A 19,746-nucleotide genomic window follows, 5' to 3' on the forward strand; every position below is an offset into this window, starting at 1 on the left:
CGGGAAATCCATTCGGTGATCGCGTTTTTTTGTGATAGGGTTCGCGCCCTTCGAAAATGGGCAGGTTGTTTTAAGCCCGAAACAATTAATGACAAACGGCGTAATCCAGCAGCAATGCGGCCTACACGCCCATTCAACCTTTCTTACACATTTTACCCACAGCGTTATCCACAGGTTACTGCGTTGCTAACCCCTCAAAAACGCATTATCTTGTACCTCGGCACTGAATAAGACCCTACATGTGGGGTTTTTCAAGAAAGCGCCCAACCACACAAGTGGCAAGAAATTCAAGCGTTTTATTGCTACCGCAGCATGGAACCAACCGATTTTCAGTAGACCAAACCGCTCACGCGGATGGCAGCTGTTTCCCATCCCCGATATGGAAAACGGTACGGGTGTTGCAGGAAGAGCCTGGCACTCGCAATCAAATATAGAACGTGGAGACAACCCCCCATGCAAACCGACACAACTCGCGAGAACCCGCAAGGCTCCGTGCAGCAGGCCGCCGATTCGAACCTGGATCTGTCAGCCACCGCACCCGGCCAATTGCGTGTGATCAAGCGTAACGGCACTGTCGTCCCTTACACCGATGACAAAATCACCGTCGCCATCACCAAAGCGTTTCTTGCAGTTGAGGGCGGCACCGCTGCTGCCTCGTCGCGCATCCACGACACCGTTGCCCGCCTGACCGAACAAGTCACCGCGACCTTCAAGCGTCGCATGCCTTCGGGCGGCACCATCCACATCGAAGAAATCCAGGACCAGGTCGAACTGGCCCTGATGCGTGCCGGCGAGCAGAAAGTTGCCCGCGACTACGTGATCTACCGTGATGCCCGCTCCAAGGAGCGCGCTGTACGTGCCCCGGCTGAAGAAGCCGCCGTACAGGCTCACCCATCGATCCGCATCACCCTGGCCGACGGCACTTTTGCGCCGCTGGACCTGGGTCGCCTGAACACCATCATCACCGAGGCCTGCGAAGGCCTGGAAGAAGTCGACGGTGACCTGATCCAGCGCGAAACCCTGAAGAACCTGTACGACGGCGTGGCCCTGACCGACGTCAACACCGCCCTGGTGATGACCGCCCGTACCCTGGTTGAACGCGAGCCGAACTACTCGTTCGTGACCGCGCGCCTGCTGATGGACACCCTGCGTGCCGAAGGCCTGGGCTTCCTGAAAGTCGCCGACAGCGCCACCCACCACGAAATGGCCGACCTGTACGCCAAGGCCCTGCCTGCCTACATCGCCAAGGGTATCGAATTCGAATTGCTGAACCCGATCCTGGCCACCTTCGACCTGGAAAAACTCGGCAAGGCGATCAACCACGAGCGTGACCAGCAGTTCACCTACCTGGGCCTGCAGACCCTGTACGACCGTTACTTCATCCACAAGGACGGTATCCGCTTCGAACTGCCGCAAGTGTTCTTCATGCGCGTGGCCATGGGCCTGGCGATTGAAGAGAAGCAGAAAGAAGACCGTGCCATCGAGTTCTACAACTTGTTGTCGTCCTTCGACTACATGTCGTCGACCCCAACCCTGTTCAACGCCGGCACCCTGCGTCCACAGCTGTCCAGCTGCTACCTGACCACCGTGCCGGATGACCTGTCGGGCATCTACCACGCGATCCACGACAACGCCATGTTGTCCAAATTCGCCGGCGGCCTGGGCAACGACTGGACCCCGGTGCGTGCACTGGGTTCGTACATCAAGGGCACCAACGGCAAGTCCCAGGGCGTTGTGCCCTTCCTGAAAGTCGTGAACGACACCGCCGTTGCGGTCAACCAGGGCGGCAAGCGCAAAGGCGCTGTATGTGCCTACCTGGAAACCTGGCACATGGACATCGAAGAGTTCATCGAGCTGCGCAAGAACACCGGTGATGATCGTCGTCGCACCCACGACATGAACACCGCCAACTGGATCCCTGACCTGTTCATGAAGCGCGTCTTCGATGACGGCAAATGGACCCTGTTCTCGCCATCCGAAGTCCCGGACCTGCACGACCTGACCGGTAAAGCCTTCGAAGAGCGCTACGAGTACTACGAAGCCCTCACCGAATACCCAGGCAAGGTCAAGCTGTTCAAGACCATCCAGGCCAAAGACCTGTGGCGCAAAATGCTGTCCATGCTGTTTGAAACCGGCCACCCATGGCTGACCTTCAAAGACCCGTGCAACCTGCGCAGCCCGCAGCAGCACGTGGGCGTGGTCCACAGTTCGAACCTGTGCACCGAGATCACCTTGAACACCAACAAGGACGAGATCGCCGTTTGCAACCTGGGCTCGATCAACCTGCCGAACCACATCGTCAACGGCAAGCTGGACACCGCCAAGCTGGAGCGCACCGTCAACACCGCAGTACGCATGCTCGATAACGTGATCGACATCAACTACTACTCGGTGCCACAGGCGCAGAACTCCAACTTCAAGCACCGTCCAGTGGGCCTGGGCATCATGGGCTTCCAGGACGCGCTGTACCTGCAGCACATTCCTTACGGTTCGGATGCTGCGGTCGAGTTCGCCGACAAGTCCATGGAAGCGGTCAGCTACTACGCGATCCAGGCTTCCTGCGACCTGGCCGACGAGCGCGGCGCCTACGAGACGTTCCAGGGTTCGCTGTGGTCCAAGGGCATCCTGCCGCTGGATTCGCAACAGATCCTGATCGAAGCCCGTGGCCAGAAGTACATCGACGTTGATCTGAACGAAACCCTGGACTGGGCGCCGGTACGTGCCCGCGTGCAGAAAGGTATTCGCAACTCCAACATCATGGCCATCGCACCGACCGCCACCATCGCCAACATCACCGGCGTATCGCAGTCGATCGAACCGACCTACCAGAACCTGTATGTGAAATCGAACCTGTCGGGCGAATTCACCGTGATCAACCCGTACCTGGTTCGCGACCTGAAAGCCCGCGGCCTGTGGGACTCGGTCATGATCAACGACCTGAAGTACTACGACGGTTCCGTGCAGCAGATCGAGCGCATCCCGCAAGAACTCAAAGAGCTCTACGCGACGGCCTTCGAAGTGGACACCAAGTGGATCGTTGACGCCGCCAGCCGTCGCCAGAAGTGGATCGACCAGGCCCAGTCCCTGAACCTCTACATCGCCGGCGCTTCGGGCAAGAAGCTGGACGTGACCTACCGCATGGCGTGGTACCGTGGCCTGAAAACCACTTACTACCTCCGCGCCCTGGCCGCGACCAGCACCGAGAAGTCGACCATCAACACCGGTAAGCTGAACGCTGTTTCCAGCGGTGGCAACCACGGTGATGATTCGGTGCTTGCAGCGCCAGCCGGCCCGGCGCCAGTGCCAAAGGCCTGCGCGATTGACGAGCCGGATTGCGAAGCTTGCCAATAAGCTGAGGCAGTTCCGGGTTTAATCACCCGGAACTGAAAAAACCCCGATATACCCCGGATTCACTGGGGTTTATCGGGGGTTTTTATTGGCCAGGACGAAAGACCGGAACCTCAGAACAACACGGTCGCCATACCCGACTGGGGCACCCCACCGCGTCGACCCCACAACTCAATTCGACCATCGATCACCGCCATCGAATGGCCTCCGTACTCCACCGTCCCCACCTTGCTGCTTCTCAAATCAGAGTCTGTCGCCGGCCTGTAGTGCCCCTTAAGACCCAAGCGGTTTAGCCCCTCGCGCGAGCCCTCACCATCATTGAGGCTGTTCATTGCAGCCTGGAAGCTTCGCCCCGCCGTGCCATCGTTGTTTTCCATCTGTGCCCGCTTCGCGCTCGCTGCATACATGAAGTTGGCGTCCGTGATCATCTGCGGATCATCTCCCTTGAAACGAGCTTGAGTGGCAGCCTGCCTCAATTCATCTTTAGTAAAAGAAACCTTGACCCCATCTCGCATGGTCACGTCATAGCCACTGCCCGTCTCCCTCACCTCTTTGAACACGTCGGTGGGTTTCTGCCCGAACTGCATCATCGCGGCCTTGATTGACGAAACAGTCACGCAGTTTCCATCAGGCCCCTGGCTGAATCCGCTCCAGATATTGTCTGGCTTTTTACCTGGGTTACTGTTGTCAGGTTTGTAGTTGAAATATTTAGCACCCTCGGTAATGGGCTTGTTGCTCATGACGTCGGCGGGCCCAAAGCCTTGCGGGTTGACTCTATTGCCGCCTCCGCCTCCTCCACCCCCTCCGCCTCCACGTGGAGAGGGTGCTGGAGAGGGCGGCTCCAAAGGCGAATCATCTGGAAATAGATCCGGAAACAGGGCCTTCAGCCACGCCCACCAGGCATCAGCCTTATCTTTCTTCAGCTCCTCAAGGACCTCCTTGAATTTCTCGTCACCCAGCTCCCCTCGTACTTTATTCAGCTTGTCACGCAGATCCCGTACGACCTGGCTCTTTGACGTTTTCTCGGCATCTTCAATTTCTTTGAGCAACTGACTGATAGCTTGTTTATTGGACCCTACGTCCTGCGTTGTAGTGTCCGAACGACGTGCATCTACCGGGTAACTCCCACCCCAGGCAACGTTGCGACGTGCACCTCCAGCCTCTTGGGCGGATGCTGACGAACTCCACATACCAAACCCTCCCCATATGATCCAAACGGCCTACGCCTGAATGAGTGGAAGGAGCGATGTGATACGTTCCGGTAGTCGCGCGTCATCCCCTGACTACAGCAACGGTGGGAAAGGTCCTAAGGCCAAATGACACGCAAAAAAAAGCCCCTCTTTCGAGGGGCTTTCTATAGAGCACTACCGCATCACGTCATCTGAATGATGGTCTGCATGATGGTGCTCTGGGTGGAGATGGTCTTGGCGTTCGCCTGATAGTTGCTCTGGGCCTTGATCAGGTCTACCAGCTCGTTGGTCAGGTTGACGTTGGAGTTCTCCAGTGAGTTGGCCACGATCGAACCCAGGGTGCCCGCTTGCGGGGTGTCGTAACCTGGCTGGCCCGAAGCGAAGGTCTCTCTCCAGGAGGTACCGCCGGCAGGCTGCAGGCCTTGTTCGTTGTTGAAGCTGGCCAGGGAGATCTGGCCGATGGCCTTGCTCTGCTGGTTGCTGAACGTTGCGAACAGTACGCCGTTACCGTCGATTTTCAGGCCGGTGATCTGGCCGGTGGCATAGCCATCGGTGACCGGTGGGTTGCGGTAGGTGGCCGAGTTGTACTGGGTGATGTTGGCCATGTTGACCGCGATACCGGTCGGGTTGGCATTGGCGCCGTTGGCCTTCCACACACCATCAGTCACAGTTCCAGGGACCCAACCGGTGATGGTCAGGGTCTTGTCGGACACACCGCCGGTCACGACACTGGTCAGCTTGCCATTGCCATCAAAGGTCAGTGCCGACGGTACTGGCGGGGTCGACGGAGTGCCGGTTGGCGCCGAACCGTTAGGGTTGCGGCCATCGATCAGGGTGTAGGCGTTCCACTTGTTACCGTCGGTTTTCACCAGGTACTGCACCATCGGGTGCGCGTTACCCTGGGAGTCGTACAACGTGGTGCTGTACTGAGTGGTAAAGGTGCTGGTGTCGTTCGGGTTGAACGGCTTGGCCGTCTGGTCGATCACCGGCTCCGAGGAGTTCAGGTTACTGGTGGAATCTACCTTGGTGGACGCCTTGGGCGGCAGGTTCGACAGGTTCAGTTGCAGGTCGGTCAGGCCGCCTTTGATGATCTTGCCGTCCGCATCCGCCGCATAGCCTTGCAGGCGCGAAGTCCCGGTGTTGTTGGTGATGTAGCCGTCTTTGTCGGCACGGAAGGCACCGCTACGGGTGTATTCCAGCGAACCGTCGCTGCCCTTCTGCACGAAGAAGCCGCCGCCCTGGATCGCCATGTCCAGGATACCGCCGCTACCATTGACGTCGCCCTGGGTGAACTGCTGGGACACGGCCGCCAGGTTCACACCGTTGCCGATGCTGTTCTGGCCGGTGCCCAGTTTGGAGGCGGCGTAAATGTCCGCGAACTCCGCACGGGACGACTTGAAGCCCGTGGTCGCCACGTTGGCGATGTTGTTGCCGGTCACGTCCAGTTGTTTGTTGGCCGCATAGAGCCCGCTAAGGCCGATATTAAAAGACATGTTTCTCTCCCTCTGCCGTATTTAGCCGGCTCTATGTACCGATAGTCTGAATTTGCGACAGCTTGACGCTGCCCATGCCGCCTGCCAGGTTCAGCAGCATTTCGCCGCCGGTCTTGCTCAAGGTCACGCTCGTTACCGTTGCCGGCAGCGAAGTGCTCAGGGCGACGGCATCACCCTTGTCGTTCTTGGTGGTGGCATTGAAGGTGTAGGTGCCCGCAGGAGCGACCTCACCCTTGTCGTTTTTGCCATCCCAGATAAAGCTCTGGGTACCGGCGCTCTGGGCCCCCATTTCGATGGTGCGCACCACATTGCCGTCTTTGTCAGTGATCTTGACGGAGACATTGCCGGTCGCCGCTGTGACATCCACCGATCCGGTCATGCTCTTGCTGGTATCAACCATGGCCTTGTCGGTCTGGATGATGATCGAGCGCCCGACCAGCGACGACGCCTGCAGCGCTTGCGACGAGCTGAAGTTGCTGGAGATCGCATTCACCGAATCATTCAGGGTGTTGATGCCTTCCAGGCTGCTGAACTGCGCCAGCTGGGCCACGAACGCGCCGTTGTCTTGCGGCGACAGCGGGTTCTGGTTTTTCAGTTGGGTGACCAACAGCTGCAAGAATGCATCCTTGCCCAGCGATTGTTTGCCCGTGGCCTTATTGGCAGCATCAGTGACGCTGCTGTTGTCCTGGGCAGTTTTGACCTTGGAATTGAAAAGGTCCTGGACTGGCGTGTTGTTACTCGTATCAACGATGGCCATTATTTGGCGCCCCTTATCACTGACCCAGGGTCAGGACCTTCTGCATCATGGTTTTGGCAGTGTTCATCATTTCCGCATTGGTCTGGAACGAGCGGCTGGCGGAAATCATGTCGGCCATTTCCTCGACCACGTTGACGTTCGGGTAATAGACATAACCCTTTTCGTTCGCGGCGGGATGGTTGGGTTCGTAGCGGGCTTCAAGGTTGCTCTGGTCTTCGACCACACCCAGCACTTGCACGCCGGAGCCTGCGGCCCCCTGGTCCTGGAACAACGAATCACTGCCACCTGCCTGGCCGCCCTGGAACATGGTGGCGAACACCGGGTGACGGGCGCGGTAAGTCTGGTCAATGCTCGAAGACACGGTCTCGGCGTTGGCGATGTTACTGGCGACGGTGTTCAAGCGCGTGGTCTGCGCGCTCATGCCACTGCCGGCAATATTGAAAACACTGGACAGGGACATGGCTTACTCTCCACGCAGGGCTGACATCAGCCCTTTGAATTTGCTGTTAAGCAGGGTGAAGCTGGCCTGGAAGTTCACCGAGTTCTCGGCGTAGGCCGATTGCTCCAGCTGCGCGTCGACGGTGTTCTGGTCGATCGACGGCTGCATCGGCGTGCGATACAGCAGCGACTCGTCACCATTGCTCAGGCCTTGCGCTTCGATATGACGGCTGTTGGTCATGTTCAAGGCGAAGGTGCCGTTCTTGGTCTTGTCCTGCTGTGCAGCGAGCACGGCGGAGAAGTCCAAATCCCGAGCCTTGTAGTTCGGGGTGTCGGCGTTGGCAATGTTGTTGGCCAGGACTTCGGCACGCTGGGCGCGGAAGCCCAGGGCTTGTTCGTGGATACCGAGCGCTTTATCGAAGCTGATGCTCATGGTGGAAACCTTTAAGGGCTGACCTGCTGTTCGTTAACTGGGTTATAGCAAGGTGCATGCCAATCTACTGAAGGCCAGTAAATCAAGGGCTTGAGGGGAGATTGCCGGGTGGCAATGCCAGAAAAGCGGCAAACGCTTTCCGCGTGGCGCCAGTAAAGCGGCAATGGGGGTTGCCGCTATTGGGAGGGTTGCCGCAAAACAAATGTGGGAGCGGGCTTGCTCGCGAATGCGGTGGAGCAGTCAACTTATCTATGACTGACAGACCTTATTCGCGAGCAAGCCCGCTCCCACATTTAGGTTTGCGTACTATTTGGCCTGGTAAATGATCCCAGGGCTGCACTGCACCATCTGATAATGGTCCGGCAGACCATTTAGCGCTTCCGAAGCGCCGAGGAACAGATAGCCGCCGCGCTTGAGCGTGCCATGGATGCGCAGCAGGATGTCTTTCTTCACTTCGGCCGAGAAGTAGATCAGCACGTTGCGGCAGAACACCATGTCGAACTTGCCCAGGCTGGCGTAGCTGTCGAGCAGGTTGAACGAGCGAAACTCCACACGGTTCTTGATCGGCGCCTTGACCGCCCAACGCCCAGCCCCTTTCGGGTCGAAGTAACGTTGCAGGCGTTCCTGGGACAAACCACGGCCCAGGGCCAGGCTGTCGTACTCGCCGGTCTTGCAATTGGTGAGCATGGTGCCGGAGAGGTCGGTGGCGACGATTTGCGCTCCGGCCTTCAACTGGCCCATGTTAGTCCGCTCGAACTCATCGATGGACATCGAAATCGAGTAGGGCTCCTGCCCCGAAGAGCAGGCGGCCGACCAGATCCGCAGGCGCTGGCCCGGGCTGGCCTTGATAGCCTCCGGCAGCACTTTGTTCTTGAGCACTTCAAAGGGGTAGGTGTCACGAAACCACAGGGTTTCGTTGGTGGTCATGGCATCGACCACCATCTCCTTGAGCCCGCTGCGCGGCTGCCCCTGGATGCGCTGAACCAGCTCACCCAACGACTTGATGCCCTGCTGCTCCATCAGTTTGTTGAGACGGCTGGATACCAGGTACTGCTTGTTTTCACCGAGCAATATGCCACAGGCTTTTTCCAGGAAGACCCGGAACTGCTCGAAATCCAAATTACCCGTAGACAATGATACCGCCTCTTAAATCGTGTGACCGCCAGGGGAAATGCCCCCTAGCCGTGATCTGCTGCCTTGATCCGGTCGACTACCCGGGATGCCAGGTCATCAGGACGGAATTTGGCCAGGAAGTCATCGGCACCGACCTTCTTGACCATCGCCTGGTTGAATACCCCCGACAACGAAGTATGCAGGATGATGTGCAATTTTTGCATGCGTGGATCGTTGCGTATCTCGGCCGTGAGGGTGTAGCCGTCCATTTCCGGCATCTCGATGTCGGAGATCATCATCAAGAATTCTTCTTCCGGCTTCTTGCCGTCGTCCACCAGCTTGCGCAGGTAATCCAACGCTTGGCGACCGTCGTTGAGGGCCACTACCTCCACGCCGACGGTCTGCAGGCAACGGGTCACCTGTTTACGCGCCACCGAGGAGTCGTCCACCGTCAGCACCCGCAGGGAAACGGCCTTGTGCGCGGTTTCGGCGTCCACCACCCCCACGGAAATCGTTTCCGAGGTCGGCGCCACTTCGGCGAGGATCTTCTCCACGTCGATGATTTCCACCAACTGGTTATCCACCCGTGTCACCGCCGTGAGGTAGTGATCGCGACCGGTGCCCTTGGGCGGCGGATGGATCTCTTCCCAGTTCATGTTGACGATGCGCTCCACCGAGCGCACCAGAAAACCCTGGGTCTTGGTGTTGTACTCGGTAATGATAACGAACGGGCTCTCACGGTCCTGCAATCCTGCCGAACCCGTGGCCAGGGCCAGGTCAAGAATCGGGATCGTCGCACCACGGATGTTGGCAACGCCACACACCACCGGGCTGGACTTGGGCATGATCGTCAACTTGGGGCATTGCAGCACTTCCCGCACCTTGAACACGTTGATGCCATACAGCTGCTTGCCATCCAGGCGAAAAAGCAACAACTCCAGGCGATTCTGCCCTACCAGCTGTGTGCGCTGGTTTACTGAATCCATTACTCCTGCCATGCCTTGACTCCCACGCTGAACCTTTGGCCATACCTATAAGGGCAGTGACGCGCACCAACGCTAAACGGCACGGCCTTTGCTATTTATTGGTCATGGATATTAAAACGACAGTTTCCCGACGCCCCATCCTGACACGGTTTCGCAGATTGCTCTGCGCACCGCTGGTGTTGCTTGCCCTAGGCCTGGGCACTACGGCCCGTGCGGACAACGTCACCTTGCCTGATCTACTTATCGGCGTCACCCAAGGCTTTCTTGAGTTCACTGTAGAAGATTATCTGGCGACCACCCAGACACCGGGGCGTTATGAAATCCAGGTCAACCAACTGGACCCGCGCTTGCGCATGCCAAAGTGCGACAAGGAATTGACAGCCACCCTGGAAAGCCCCGCTCAGCCGATTGGCCGGGTGACGGTCAAGGTGCGCTGCGACGGCGCCTCGCCCTGGACGGTGTTCGTGCCGGCCCAGGTGAAGCTGTTCCGTGATGTAGTGGTAGTGGCTCGCCCACTCAAGCGCACCGGGATCATCGATTTTGAGGACGTTGTACTACGCGAACGCGACATCAGCATGATCAGCCAGGGCTACCTGACGTCCCTCGACCAGGCCATCGGGCAAAAATTGACCCGACCAGTGGTCACTGACCAAGTCCTCACTCTGGTGCATCTTGAGCAAGCGGAGGTGATTCGCAAGGGCGACCAAGTGGTGATTTCCGCCAGCAGCGGTGCGCTTCAAGTGAAGATGCCGGGGGAAGCGCTGTCCAACGGCGGCATGAGCGAACAGATTCGCGTCAAGAACCTCAATTCCAACCGCGTGATCAAAGCGCGGGTGACAGCCCCAGGGCAAGTCGAGGTCGCGTTATAGATTACTGGTACAGGACGCTGGGTTTTCCTACACTGTGCATGAGAAGTGCCGTGCGGAGATTTATTGTCATTCGCGCCTAAAGTTTGTCCGGGTATGGCCGAAAACATGGCAAGCGTCCAAATACCCAGAGGTTTTTTGATCATGGTCATCGATTTCAGTCGTTTAAATAACACCCCGACCACGTCGGCCCCTACGCGAGCTACTGGCACCAAGGACAGCGTAGAAGCCAAGGCCCAGCCACTGCCTGCCAAGGCGGAACAGGCCAGCGCCAGCCAGAGCGGGGAATCCGTACACCTGAGCAATGAGGCTCAACAGTTGCAGAAGGTCACTGACTCGCTGCGCGATCAACCGGTGGTCAATAAAGCCCGTGTGGCCGAATTGAAACAGGCAATCGCCGATGGCAGCTATCAAGTCGACAGCAACCGTGTAGCCAGCAAGCTGCTTAATTTCGAAGCCGAGCGCTAGGCAAAGGCCTGCGCCGGGCTTTTGGACGCTTAAACCCCAAGGCCAGCCATGCATCACGACGAAAATCTGCTTCAACTGATCATTGATGATCTAGCGCCGACACAACAGCTGCTCGAGCTGCTCAGGGAGGAATCCCTGGCCCTCTACGGCCGAGACATGCCCCTGTTGGAAGAAATCCTGGCGCGCAAGCAATCGCTGATTGTCCTGCTGGAACAGCACGGCAAGAAACGCAGCCAGATCCTGACCAGCCTGGGCCTGCCGGCAGACCATGACGGCCTGGCACAGTTGGCCAGCCACTCCACGGTTGGCGATCAATTGCTGGCCCAGAGCAAAGAACTCAATCAATTGCTCACCCAGTGCCAGGAAGCCAACCTGCTCAACGGTCAGTCGATCCAGCTTCAGCAAGCCACGACCGCCAACCAGTTGCGCATACTTCACGGCGGCGAGCCCCCGGCGCTTTACAACGCTCAAGGCTCCACCTCGCGCCTGGTCAAGCCAAGCACCCGCAGCCAAGCCTGACGCCGGATTACAGCGCGACCTATCCAAGGCGCGCCACATACTGGCAAAATGCCCGCTCTTGCGTGTAGTCGTATTTTGTCTGGAGATGGAAGAACCGTGTTCAACGCCCTTAATGCGGAAGATGCTCCGCAGCCACCCAAGGTCCTCACCACCCCTCTGGAAATCGCCAGCACTTTGCGGATGCTGCAAGACAGCCATGACCCGCTGATCATCACCTTCCATGAACGCAGCCAGCGCTTCCAGAGCTACCTGGTGGACGTCAATCGGGACAGCGGCACCCTGGCCCTGGATGAAATGATCCCCCGTGACGGCGAACGCTACCTGGAAAACGGTGAACCCTTCCGCATCGAAGGCTTCCACGAGGGTGTACGCGTTGCCTGGGAAAGCAACGGCAGCCTGAGCATCAGCGAAAAGGACGGCCACCGCATCTACACCGGCAACATGCCCGACGAAGTGGTCTACCATCAGCGCCGCAATGCCTTCCGCGCCGCCTTGAAGCTGGCACAACTGGTCAACATCGAGCTGGGTGGCGAGAAGCTCAAGGCGCCTATCAGCGGCAAGCTGCTGGATATTTCCGCCACTGGCTGCAAATTGCGCTTTGAAGGGGATATCTCCGAGCGACTGCAACTGGGCCAGGTCTATGACCGTTTTATCGCCGCCCTGCCCTTTGGCAGCATGACCACCGCTGTCGAACTGCGTTACCTGCATTTCGAAGAGAAGATCAACACGACCTTCGCCGGCGTGCGCTTCCACAACATGAGCGGCTTGGTGCAGCGCCAGGTCGAGCGGTTCGTGTACCAACTGCAACGCGAAGCACGTCGCTTCGACAAAGACGACGATTTTTAACACTTAACGATCGCGGCAAAAAAAACGGGCAGATCCTGATGGGATCTGCCCGTTTTGCATTCAGGGGCGCGCCCTGCTCAAGTCGTGAGGATGCTCGTCTGGCCCCACAGGCTCAGGCGGCCCGACAAAGGGTGGCTCCTCCACTTCTGGGGCCGGCTCGGCTTCCGGCTCAGGTTCCGGGACCGCAGTTTGCATTTGCTCCTGCACCACCGCCTCATCCACCCGCGGATCAAGTGCCGCTACCAACGGCGAGCTGGACATGCTGTCGGGCATCGCCACGTGGTGCAACGGTGCATCGTCCACCTGATGCAGGTTGGTCACCGCTTTGGGCCGAATACGCCACACCAGGATCAACGCACACAGGCTGAAAAACGCATACAGCATCTGGCTGCCGAACAGCTTCATCACCACACCGGCGAGCAACGGCCCGATACTGGCGCCGACGCCGTAGGTCACCAGCAGCATGGCCGTGAGCGATACACGGCGATCACCTTCCACATGGTCGTTGGAGAACGCTACCGCCAGCGGATAAAGACAGAACTGCACCAGGGAGCAGACGAAGCCCGCGACAAACAGCACTTCCAGCGGCACCTGGGTCAATATCGCCAGCGGCAACGCCGCCACTGCAAGGCACAGGGCAAAGCAGCGGATCAGCAGCGCGCGATCATAGCGGTCCGACAGCCAGCCCAATGGCCACTGCACCACCAGCCCGGCAAAAATGCAGCTACCCATGAACAGGCCCACTTGCTCGGTGGTCAAGCCCTGTTGAGAAGCGTACAGCGGCGCCAGACCGTAGAACGAGCCGACGATCAACCCCGCCCCAAGCACAGTACTCAGCGACTGCGGCACGCGCTTGATAAAGAAGCGCGGCTCCATCGGCGCAGGATGCAGAGGCGCCGGGTGAATCCGTCGCGTCATGGCCACCGGCACCAGGCACAGGGCAAAGCACAGCGCGACCAGCATCAGCAATTCAAGACCGAGCTGAGGGTGCATGACCAGGATCAGTTGGCCGAGCACCAGGCCCAGGTAGGACGCGATCATATAGCCGCTGAACACCACACCACGCTGCTTGGCGTCGGCCTGCTCATTGAGCCAGCTCTCGATGACCATGTACTGGCACATCATGCCCAGGCCCACGATTACCCGCAGCACGATCCAGGCCGGCAACCAGTCGACCAGGCCGTGGCCCAACACCGCCGCGCCGACGATCCCGGCACAGGTGGCGTAAGCACGAATATGCCCGACCCGGGCAATCAGGCGGTGCCCGATCTTGCCGCCCAGAACCAGGCCAAAATAGTTGGCCGCCATCAGCGCACCGACCCACAGGCTGTCGACGTGGTCGGCCGCCAGGCGCAATGCCAGATAAGTACTGAGCAGGCCGGAGCCGATCAGCATCATCAAGGAGGCGAAATAAAGGGCTCGAAAAGATTTCCAGATCTGGCGCATCGGCGTTCCGAGCGGCTCCTTGCGGTGAGAGACAGGGCTATCGGCATGATAGTCCGGGGTAACTGGGTCCGGACAGGCGGTAGGCGCTGTTTCCGGGGATTATTTTGCTTAAAGACTCAGACGCTGTCCGGCTGCTCGCGGGATACACAGATTGCTATAAATACACGATGCCAGTGGTGTGAACCCAGAACCCAGGCAAGGTTCGACTCATCTTCGGAAAGCGCCCACAAAAAAGCCCCGCCAGAAGGAACTGTGCGGGGCCTTGTATCTGGTGTCCCAGGGCCGGTTCGAACGGCCAACCTTCCCCTTAGGAGGGGGATGCTCTATCCAATTGAGCTACTGGGACAAATGACAGCCGTCGCGCTGTGAGTGTGGCGACGGACGGCGTGCATGTTAACGGCCGAGGTGGGTTTTGTCATGTCGTCCGTGGGCTTTTTGAGTGTAGGCCGATAACTGCCTGATTAATCGTGAGTCGGCCCCGGAAACACGGGCCCTTGAACCTATCGTGCAAAATGCACTCCACCAAAACGCCACCATTGCAAATTGCAACCTTTCAGTGCTTTAAAGTAGACTCAACTATCTGATTTTATTGAGTTATTAGATTGGCACGACACCTGCAACAGTTCTCCTACAAACCCAATAAGCCACGGCGTTAAGCGGAGAACATGACCATGAACAGTGCCCTTCTGTTAGCCCTCAACACCGTAGCCTTGGCTGCATTGCTGATGTTTCACTTTCAATCGACTGGCAGCAACGATCCTGCACAGATCAGCCAGGCAGTGCCCCATCACTTGCAACAACGCCCGCAACTGGCGGTGATGACACCGACCGCGCAATCGCCTGTACGCCTGACCCAAGACACTCAGTCCGCACCCGCTTCTGAACACTGGGTTTTCTGAGGAACCTCTGATGAACAAATTTGCCTGGCTGTTTTTGTGCCTGACCGCCCTAACAGGCATTCTGGGCTTGAACGCCGAACCCTCAGACAGCCAAACGACGGCCTTCATTGCCAGCGGCGTGTTCGCCAGCCTATCGCTGCTCACCTTGATCATGGGTCGACGCATCAAATTCGATCCAGTCCTGCGCTAACGCCCTGCCTCTCCCCCTACCTTATGTCGCCTCAGCCTCGCTAATCGGCAAATTGCCACTAGTCTTAAAGTTAAGGGCAAAAGGCCACTTTGCTATAGGATGTGCGGCCTCAAACCCTGTGGTGGCATGGACTTAAGGGAAGTTCCCGTGAAGCTTCACGGGTGGCAAAGTTTTCCAACCAGTCCGCAAAAATGCAAATGAGTGCTGGCATAAAGCCTTTAGGCAGTTCAATATTTGTCACAGAATTGACGCCAAGGAAATGTCAAATCTGAGGCATGATGCGGCCTCTTTGCAATTCAGGTTGAACTTTGGTCGTGAGCCTTGTCTTAACACTCATCTTGCGGCCAATTCCAAAAACCGCTCCCCTGAACTAACCGGTTAAATATATGCGCCCATTGAAACAGGCAATTTATTCCAGCCGTACGGCTGACAAGTTCGTCGTACGTCTGCCAGACGGAATGCGGGAACGCATTGCCGAGGTGGCTCGCAATCATCACCGCAGCATGAACTCCGAAATCATCGCGCGCCTGGAACAAAGCCTCATTCAGGAAGGTGCGCTGGGCGACGAGTTGAGCATGCGCCTGGACAGCCCCGAGCTGTCGCTGCACGAACGCGAACTGCTGCAGCGTTTTCGTCAGCTCTCCCACCGCCAGCAAAATGCTCTCGTCTCGCTTATCGCGCACGACGTTGAGGCGGCCGCAGAAGCCAATTGATTTGCAACTGAAAGCCGAAGCCAGCCATGTGCTGGCTTTTTTTTGCATGCCATTCGGGAAAAGGGTGTGAAGCGGGGGCAGATTTGCCCCCGCTGGATGGAATCAGAGCAGGAAGATCGTTGCCAAGCCGAGGAAGATGAAGAAGCCACCACTGTCGGTCATGGCCGTGATCATCACACTGGCGCCCATTGCCGGGTCGCGTCCAAGGCGGGCCAGGGTCATCGGGATTAACACCCCCATCAGCGCGGCCAACAGCAGGTTGAGGGTCATGGCGGCGGTCATCACCACGCCGAGCGACCAACTGCCATACAGCAAGTAGGCCACCACACCGATCACGCCACCCCACACCAGGCCGTTGATCAGGCCGACCGCCAACTCTTTGCGCAGCAGGCGCGACGAGTTCGCCGTACTCACTTGGTCCAGCGCCATGGCACGCACAATCATGGTAATCGTCTGGTTACCCGAGTTGCCGCCGATCCCGGCCACAATCGGCATGAGCGCTGCGAGCGCCACCAGCTTCTCGATCGAACCTTCGAACAGTCCAATAACCCGCGACGCGATGAAGGCAGTGATCAGGTTAATGGCCAGCCACGCCCAACGGTTATGCAGGGAACGCCAAACCGAGGCAAAAATATCTTCCTCTTCACGCAAACCTGCCATGTTGAGGACTTCGGTCTCACTCTCTTCACGAATCAGGTCGACCATTTCATCGATGGTCAAACGACCGATCAGCTTGCCGTTCTTGTCCACCACCGGCGCCGAGATCAAGTCATAACGCTCAAACGCCTGAGCAGCCTCGTACGCGTCTTCATCCGGATGGAAACTCACCGGGTCGCTGGCCATGACGTCGGCCACTTTCTTCTCAGGGTCGTTGACCAGCAGGCGCTTGATCGGCAACACGCCTTTGAGAATGCCTTCGTAATCGACCACGAACAGCTTGTCGGTATGACCCGGCAACTCTTTGAGACGACGCAGGTAACGCAAGACCACTTCCAAACTGACGTCTTCGCGGATGGTGACCATCTCGAAGTCCATCAGGGCGCCGACCTGGTCCTCGTCGTAGGACAACGCGGAGCGCACACGCTCACGCTGCTGGCCATCGAGGGCTTCCATCAGCTCATGGACAACATCACGGGGCAGTTCGGGGGCCAGGTCAGCCAGTTCGTCGGCGTCCATCTCCCTGGCCGCCGCCAAGAGCTCGTGATCGTCCATGTCGGCGATCAGGGTTTCACGGACCGAGTCGGATACTTCGAGCAGGATGTCGCCGTCGCGATCGGCCTTGACCAACTGCCAGAGGGTCAGTCGATCGTCCAGCGGCAAGGCTTCGAGAATGTAGGCGACGTCGGCAGAGTGCAGGTCGTCGAGCTTGCGTTGCAGCTCAACGAGGTTTTGCCGGTGAACCAGGTTTTCGACCAGGTTGTTGTTCGGGCCATCCTGGCGATGCGTAAGGTCTTCGACCACACGCTGGCGCTGCAGCAGCTCGATGACTTGAGCCAGGCGATCCTGCAGGCTTTCTTGTGTTTTCTTTACTTCTACTTCGGTCATAGGCGAACTCCACTCCCAGCAGCGGGGCACGCCGGAAGGATCAATCAGTCAATTCATGATTGGTAAAACGGGGTACTGAGTAACTACTGGGTAAGTCCATGGAGGTATTCCACAAGCCCCGGCGGGGCTGACGGGCGCAATGATACACCGCCCGGCCACTTTAAACGTCAAAAAACTGGAAAGAACAAGCGCTTGCGAGCCAAAGCTGAGCATTGGCTGCATCTATGAACTGCGACGACGCAGTGCGGAAGGAAAACACATGGAGGCGAGAGAAAAACGAAAAATCCTACACAAACCCCAGACGGCAAAAAGCCCGCACTAGGCGGGCTTTTTGTTTGTATGGTGCACTCGACAGGATTCGAACCTGTGACCGCTCGGTTCGTAGCCGAGTACTCTATCCAGCTGAGCTACGAGTGCAGATTGTGTTTTTAGACCAGATCACAACTGGTTGTAACCGAATCACCTGCATTGCTGCAACTGACTCTTAAATGGTGCACTCGACAGGATTCGAACCTGTGACCGCTCGGTTCGTAGCCGAGTACTCTATCCAGCTGAGCTACGAGTGCATTTGTTGCCGCGCATTATAGGCCGTTCAATCTCTATGTAAAGCTATTTTTTCGTTTAGTTTCAACAACTTACCGAAAAAACCAGATTGCAACGTACTAAGCAAATAATGGCGGAGAACGGGGGATTCGAACCCCCGACACCCTTTTGAGGTGTACTCCCTTAGCAGGGGAGCGCCTTCGGCCACTCGGCCAGCTCTCCGCAACACGGGGCGTATATTAACCACGTTCATCCCCGTTTGCAAACATAAAAAACGATAAAAATTAAAGGCTTGGTTCTTCGTCCTTCTCTTTCTTGATCCGCAGGTAGATTTCCTCGCGGTGTACCGCCACCTCTTTCGGAGCGTTAACCCCGATACGCACTTGATTGCCTTTGACGCCGAGCACGGTCACGGTGATTTCGCCATCACCGATAATCAGGCTTTCTGCGCAACGACGAGTCAGAATCAGCATACCTTTCTCCTCACGCATTTCAGTTCAGGAACAACAGTCTGCAAAAAAAAGGCCTTCGACCTACAACCCAAAGGCCATAGCCCTACCGCCTAAGTATTGTCGAGCGCACGCAAAAGAACATGCGCCCTACAAAAAAAGGAAAGGCGCGGTAAACCGCGCCTTTCTGGCACTTCGTCACTCGCCCTGTCGGGCCGGAGCGTCCAGCTCAAAAGCGGTATGCAGCGCGCGTACAGCCAGTTCCAGGTACTTCTCTTCAATCACCACCGAGACCTTGATTTCCGAAGTGGAGATCATCTGGATGTTGATGCTTTCCTTGGCCAGGGCTTCGAACATACGGCTGGCAACGCCGGCATGGGAACGCATGCCCACACCCACGATCGACACCTTGGCAATCTTGGTATCGCCGACCACTTCACGGGCGCCGATTTCCTTCGCCGTGTTCTGCAGGATCCGCTCCGCCGCATCGTACTCGTTGCGGTGCACGGTGAAGGTGAAATCGGTGGTGTTATCGTGCGAAACGTTCTGCACGATCATGTCGACTTCAATGTTCGCGCCGCTGATCGGGCCCAGGATCTTGAACGCCACGCCCGGGGTGTCCGGCACGCCACGGATAGTCAGCTTGGCTTCATCACGGTTGAAAGCGATACCGGAAATGATCGGCTGTTCCATGGATTCCTCTTCATCAATAGTAATGAGGGTGCCCGGACCCTCTTTGAAGCTGTGCAATACGCGCAGCGGAACGTTGTACTTGCCGGCGAATTCCACCGCACGGATCTGCAAAACCTTGGAACCGAGGCTGGCCATTTCCAGCATCTCTTCAAAGGTGATCTTGTCCAGGCGCTGAGCCACGGACACCACACGCGGGTCAGTGGTGTAGACACCGTCCACATCGGTGTAGATCTGGCATTCATCGGCCTTGAGCGCCGCTGCCAGCGCCACGCCGGTGGTGTCCGAACCGCCACGGCCGAGGGTGGTGATGTTGCCCTGCTCGTCCACACCCTGGAAGCCCGCTACCACTACCACGCGACCGGCTTTCAGATCCGTACGGATTTTCTGATCGTCGATCTGCAGAATGCGCGCCTTGGTATGCGCGCTGTCGGTAAGGATGCGTACCTGGCTGCCAGTGTAGGACACCGCCGGCACACCGCGCTTGTTCAGCGCCATGGCCAGCAAGGCGATGGTCACCTGCTCGCCGGTGGACACGATCACGTCCAGCTCACGCGGGAGCGGCTGTTGATCACCACTGATTGCCTTGGCCAGATCGATCAGGCGATTGGTCTCGCCGCTCATCGCCGACAGCACCACCACCAGGTCGTCGCCGGCATCGCGGAATTTCTTAACCTTGTCGGCCACCTGCTCGATTCTTTCGACAGAGCCGACCGAGGTGCCTCCAAATTTCTGTACGATCAAAGCCATTTCTAAGCCGCCTCAGCCCGTAAAGGGGCGCCTAATATTCAATCAACCAGCACCGAACAGGCCC

19 protein-coding genes and 4 tRNA genes are annotated in these 19,746 nt (G+C 57.8%); 8 read left to right on the top strand and 15 right to left on the bottom strand.

Annotated features, from left to right (window positions below):
* The first annotated feature begins 453 nt into the window (after window positions 1–453).
* Window positions 454–3,351: a ribonucleoside-diphosphate reductase subunit alpha gene (locus PF1751_RS21300; protein WP_010208351.1), complete on the top strand. Its 2,898-nt coding sequence runs from the start codon at window positions 454–456 to the stop codon at window positions 3,349–3,351.
* A gap of 110 nt (window positions 3,352–3,461) precedes the next feature.
* Here PF1751_RS21300 and PF1751_RS21305 read toward each other — a convergent pair whose 3' ends face one another.
* The 7 genes from PF1751_RS21305 to PF1751_RS21335 form a co-directional block, all read right to left on the bottom strand.
* Complete coding sequence (locus PF1751_RS21305) at window positions 3,462–4,538, bottom strand: hypothetical protein (protein WP_044287725.1); 1,077 nt, start codon at window positions 4,536–4,538, stop codon at window positions 3,462–3,464.
* 182 nt (window positions 4,539–4,720) lie between these two features.
* The gene (flgE, locus tag PF1751_RS21310) at window positions 4,721–6,031 is read right to left on the bottom strand and encodes a flagellar hook protein FlgE (RefSeq protein ID WP_010208349.1); all 1,311 of its coding nucleotides are present in this window, start codon (window positions 6,029–6,031) and stop codon (window positions 4,721–4,723) included.
* 31 nt (window positions 6,032–6,062) lie between these two features.
* Complete coding sequence (gene flgD / locus PF1751_RS21315; protein WP_010208348.1) at window positions 6,063–6,788, bottom strand: flagellar hook assembly protein FlgD; 726 nt, start codon at window positions 6,786–6,788, stop codon at window positions 6,063–6,065.
* A gap of 16 nt (window positions 6,789–6,804) precedes the next feature.
* On the bottom strand, window positions 6,805–7,248 hold the full coding sequence (flgC, locus tag PF1751_RS21320) for a flagellar basal body rod protein FlgC (RefSeq protein WP_010208347.1): 444 nt from the start codon (window positions 7,246–7,248) through the stop codon (window positions 6,805–6,807).
* 3 nt (window positions 7,249–7,251) lie between these two features.
* Complete coding sequence (gene flgB, locus PF1751_RS21325) at window positions 7,252–7,659, bottom strand: flagellar basal body rod protein FlgB (protein ID WP_010208346.1); 408 nt, start codon at window positions 7,657–7,659, stop codon at window positions 7,252–7,254.
* Between the two features lie 306 nt (window positions 7,660–7,965).
* Window positions 7,966–8,793 (bottom strand): protein-glutamate O-methyltransferase CheR, encoded by an 828-nt coding sequence (gene cheR, locus PF1751_RS21330; RefSeq protein WP_010208345.1) that lies wholly within the window; start codon window positions 8,791–8,793, stop codon window positions 7,966–7,968.
* 44 nt (window positions 8,794–8,837) lie between these two features.
* Window positions 8,838–9,770, bottom strand: a complete 933-nt coding sequence (locus PF1751_RS21335; protein ID WP_010208344.1) for a chemotaxis protein CheV — start codon at window positions 9,768–9,770, stop codon at window positions 8,838–8,840.
* A 92-nt stretch (window positions 9,771–9,862) separates the two neighbouring features.
* Between PF1751_RS21335 and flgA the strand changes: the two genes are divergently transcribed.
* The 4 genes from flgA to PF1751_RS21355 all read left to right on the top strand — a co-directional run bounded on the left by flgA (window position 9,863) and on the right by PF1751_RS21355 (window position 12,457).
* Window positions 9,863–10,627, top strand: a complete 765-nt coding sequence (gene flgA / locus PF1751_RS21340; RefSeq protein ID WP_031290637.1) for a flagellar basal body P-ring formation chaperone FlgA — start codon at window positions 9,863–9,865, stop codon at window positions 10,625–10,627.
* Between the two features lie 141 nt (window positions 10,628–10,768).
* Window positions 10,769–11,092 (top strand): flagellar biosynthesis anti-sigma factor FlgM, encoded by a 324-nt coding sequence (gene flgM, locus PF1751_RS21345; protein ID WP_010208340.1) that lies wholly within the window; start codon window positions 10,769–10,771, stop codon window positions 11,090–11,092.
* Window positions 11,093–11,140: 48 nt separating this feature from the next.
* A complete protein-coding gene (locus PF1751_RS21350) occupies window positions 11,141–11,611 on the top strand; it encodes a flagella synthesis protein FlgN (RefSeq protein WP_010208339.1) in 471 nt (156 codons plus the stop codon).
* Between the two features lie 96 nt (window positions 11,612–11,707).
* Complete coding sequence (locus tag PF1751_RS21355) at window positions 11,708–12,457, top strand: flagellar brake protein (RefSeq protein ID WP_010208338.1); 750 nt, start codon at window positions 11,708–11,710, stop codon at window positions 12,455–12,457.
* A gap of 60 nt (window positions 12,458–12,517) precedes the next feature.
* Here the strand turns inward: PF1751_RS21355 and PF1751_RS21360 are convergent, their stop codons facing one another.
* Complete coding sequence (locus PF1751_RS21360) at window positions 12,518–13,903, bottom strand: MFS transporter (RefSeq protein WP_044287731.1); 1,386 nt, start codon at window positions 13,901–13,903, stop codon at window positions 12,518–12,520.
* Window positions 13,904–14,172: 269 nt separating this feature from the next.
* Window positions 14,173–14,249: transfer RNA gene (locus tag PF1751_RS21365), tRNA-Arg, on the bottom strand.
* A 325-nt stretch (window positions 14,250–14,574) separates the two neighbouring features.
* On the opposite strand from PF1751_RS21365, the gene PF1751_RS21370 reads away from it, so the two are divergent.
* The 3 genes from PF1751_RS21370 (at window position 14,575) to PF1751_RS21380 (ending at window position 15,705) form a co-directional block, all read left to right on the top strand.
* Entirely contained in the window at window positions 14,575–14,802 is a 228-nt protein-coding gene (locus PF1751_RS21370) for a hypothetical protein (RefSeq protein ID WP_010208335.1), read from the top strand.
* Between the two features lie 10 nt (window positions 14,803–14,812).
* The gene (locus PF1751_RS21375; protein ID WP_042571985.1) at window positions 14,813–14,992 is read left to right on the top strand and encodes a PA3371 family protein; all 180 of its coding nucleotides are present in this window, start codon (window positions 14,813–14,815) and stop codon (window positions 14,990–14,992) included.
* Between the two features lie 386 nt (window positions 14,993–15,378).
* The gene (locus tag PF1751_RS21380; protein ID WP_003175643.1) at window positions 15,379–15,705 is read left to right on the top strand and encodes an Arc family DNA-binding protein; all 327 of its coding nucleotides are present in this window, start codon (window positions 15,379–15,381) and stop codon (window positions 15,703–15,705) included.
* Between the two features lie 102 nt (window positions 15,706–15,807).
* Here the strand turns inward: PF1751_RS21380 and mgtE are convergent, their stop codons facing one another.
* From mgtE to PF1751_RS21410, 6 genes are all read right to left on the bottom strand, one after another.
* A complete protein-coding gene (gene mgtE, locus PF1751_RS21385; protein ID WP_010208332.1) occupies window positions 15,808–17,250 on the bottom strand; it encodes a magnesium transporter in 1,443 nt (480 codons plus the stop codon).
* 340 nt (window positions 17,251–17,590) lie between these two features.
* Window positions 17,591–17,667, bottom strand: a tRNA-Arg gene (locus PF1751_RS21390).
* A gap of 72 nt (window positions 17,668–17,739) precedes the next feature.
* Window positions 17,740–17,816, bottom strand: a tRNA-Arg gene (locus PF1751_RS21395).
* A 108-nt stretch (window positions 17,817–17,924) separates the two neighbouring features.
* Window positions 17,925–18,015 (bottom strand) — tRNA-Ser (locus tag PF1751_RS21400).
* Window positions 18,016–18,077: 62 nt separating this feature from the next.
* Window positions 18,078–18,266, bottom strand: a complete 189-nt coding sequence (gene csrA, locus PF1751_RS21405) for a carbon storage regulator CsrA (RefSeq protein ID WP_003175645.1) — start codon at window positions 18,264–18,266, stop codon at window positions 18,078–18,080.
* A 174-nt stretch (window positions 18,267–18,440) separates the two neighbouring features.
* Complete coding sequence (locus PF1751_RS21410; RefSeq protein ID WP_010208327.1) at window positions 18,441–19,682, bottom strand: aspartate kinase; 1,242 nt, start codon at window positions 19,680–19,682, stop codon at window positions 18,441–18,443.
* Window positions 19,683–19,746: the final 64 nt, after the last annotated feature.

The organism is Pseudomonas simiae (assembly GCF_000934565.1).
GTDB classification, from domain to species: Bacteria; Pseudomonadota; Gammaproteobacteria; order Pseudomonadales; family Pseudomonadaceae; genus Aquipseudomonas; species Aquipseudomonas simiae.

Bases quoted from the DNA above. Each gene is read 5' to 3' on its own strand.
- PF1751_RS21300 (WP_010208351.1), top strand. From the start codon at position 454: ATGCAAACCGACACAACTCGCGAGAACCCGCAAGGCTCCGTGCAGCAG.
- PF1751_RS21360 (WP_044287731.1), bottom strand. From the start codon at position 13,903: ATGCGCCAGATCTGGAAATCTTTTCGAGCCCTTTATTTCGCCTCCTTG.
- flgB (WP_010208346.1), bottom strand. From the start codon at position 7,659: ATGAGCATCAGCTTCGATAAAGCGCTCGGTATCCACGAACAAGCCCTG.
- flgA (WP_031290637.1), top strand. From the start codon at position 9,863: ATGGATATTAAAACGACAGTTTCCCGACGCCCCATCCTGACACGGTTT.
- PF1751_RS21410 (WP_010208327.1), bottom strand. From the start codon at position 19,682: ATGGCTTTGATCGTACAGAAATTTGGAGGCACCTCGGTCGGCTCTGTC.
- flgD (WP_010208348.1), bottom strand. From the start codon at position 6,788: ATGGCCATCGTTGATACGAGTAACAACACGCCAGTCCAGGACCTTTTC.
- PF1751_RS21335 (WP_010208344.1), bottom strand. From the start codon at position 9,770: ATGGCAGGAGTAATGGATTCAGTAAACCAGCGCACACAGCTGGTAGGG.
- PF1751_RS21370 (WP_010208335.1), top strand. From the start codon at position 14,575: ATGAACAGTGCCCTTCTGTTAGCCCTCAACACCGTAGCCTTGGCTGCA.
- PF1751_RS21375 (WP_042571985.1), top strand. From the start codon at position 14,813: ATGAACAAATTTGCCTGGCTGTTTTTGTGCCTGACCGCCCTAACAGGC.
- flgE (WP_010208349.1), bottom strand. From the start codon at position 6,031: ATGTCTTTTAATATCGGCCTTAGCGGGCTCTATGCGGCCAACAAACAA.
- PF1751_RS21305 (WP_044287725.1), bottom strand. From the start codon at position 4,538: ATGTGGAGTTCGTCAGCATCCGCCCAAGAGGCTGGAGGTGCACGTCGC.
- flgC (WP_010208347.1), bottom strand. From the start codon at position 7,248: ATGTCCCTGTCCAGTGTTTTCAATATTGCCGGCAGTGGCATGAGCGCG.
- csrA (WP_003175645.1), bottom strand. From the start codon at position 18,266: ATGCTGATTCTGACTCGTCGTTGCGCAGAAAGCCTGATTATCGGTGAT.
- PF1751_RS21350 (WP_010208339.1), top strand. From the start codon at position 11,141: ATGCATCACGACGAAAATCTGCTTCAACTGATCATTGATGATCTAGCG.
- mgtE (WP_010208332.1), bottom strand. From the start codon at position 17,250: ATGACCGAAGTAGAAGTAAAGAAAACACAAGAAAGCCTGCAGGATCGC.
- flgM (WP_010208340.1), top strand. From the start codon at position 10,769: ATGGTCATCGATTTCAGTCGTTTAAATAACACCCCGACCACGTCGGCC.
- PF1751_RS21380 (WP_003175643.1), top strand. From the start codon at position 15,379: ATGCGCCCATTGAAACAGGCAATTTATTCCAGCCGTACGGCTGACAAG.